The organism is Phyllobacterium sp. P5_D12 (assembly GCF_054049495.1).
Genome location: NZ_JBFUMG010001022.1, coordinates 1 through 914 on the forward strand (window position 1 = coordinate 1; position 914 = coordinate 914).

The window sequence follows — 914 nt, forward strand, 5'->3', positions numbered from 1 at the left end:
GTATCGAGCAGCTCGACGCCAAGCGCAAGGAATATGAAGTCTGGCTGAAGCGACGCGACGAGTTTATCGACAAGGCCGAAGATTCCCTTGTCGGCATCATTTCCAAGATGCGGCCAGACGCAGCGGCAGCGCAGATGGCGCTGCTTGGCGACGAGGCCGCCGCCGCACTTCTCCTCAAGCTGAATCCCCGCGTCTCAAGTGTCATTTTAAATGAAATGCCTGCGGAAAAATCATCGAAGCTTGCCCGGGTCATCGTCGGGTCACGCATTGTTCCAGCAGCAGAAAGAACCGCCCAATGAAAAAAGCGGCACAATCGATCGCTCTTGTCGGCATTTTCACTCTTGCAGGCTGCGCGAACAATTTACGCGACTTCAATCGCGCGCCCGAAATGTCGCCAGTGGGCACAGGCGTTGGCCAAGGCTTCAATGTTACCGATCCGGCTTACTATCCGTCACAACCGCGGCCACAAAAATATTCACTCTGGCGGGATAGTCAGGCAAGCTTCTTCCGTGATCCGCGGGCGACCAATCCCGGTGACGTGCTGACCGTTGATATCACGATTGATGACAAGGCGAAGCTGGACAACAAGTCTGACCGGTCGCGTGTAGCATCCTCTGGCTATGGATTGTCCGCTGACATAGGCGGCAGCGGAGTGTCGCCGAGCGATATCAGCGGCAATCTCGACCTGAATTCCGATAGCCGTTCCAAGGGCGAGGGCAAGATCGACCGGTCGGAAAAGATCAATCTGCAGGTGGCAGCGATCGTGACCGCTATTCTACCAAACGGAAATATGGTTATCCGGGGCTCCCAGGAAATCGGCGTGAATAATGAGCTGCGCGTTCTCAATGTCGCTGGGGTGGTCCGTCCCCGGGACATAACGAATCTGAACAGAATTCCATACGACAAGATTGCCG

Annotated in this window: 1 protein-coding gene and 1 pseudogene; both read left to right on the forward strand. The window is 55.6% G+C overall.

Going from position 1 to position 914, the window contains the following annotated elements; genetic code table 11:
• Positions 1-299, forward strand: a pseudogene (locus ACXJ5O_RS28400) (MotE family protein); the annotation flags it as partial.
• Positions 296-914, forward strand: a 619-nt coding sequence (locus tag ACXJ5O_RS28405) for a flagellar basal body L-ring protein FlgH (RefSeq protein WP_457302827.1), incomplete at its 3' end; no start/stop codon positions are given. The pseudogene ACXJ5O_RS28400 and the gene ACXJ5O_RS28405, both read left to right, overlap by 4 nt.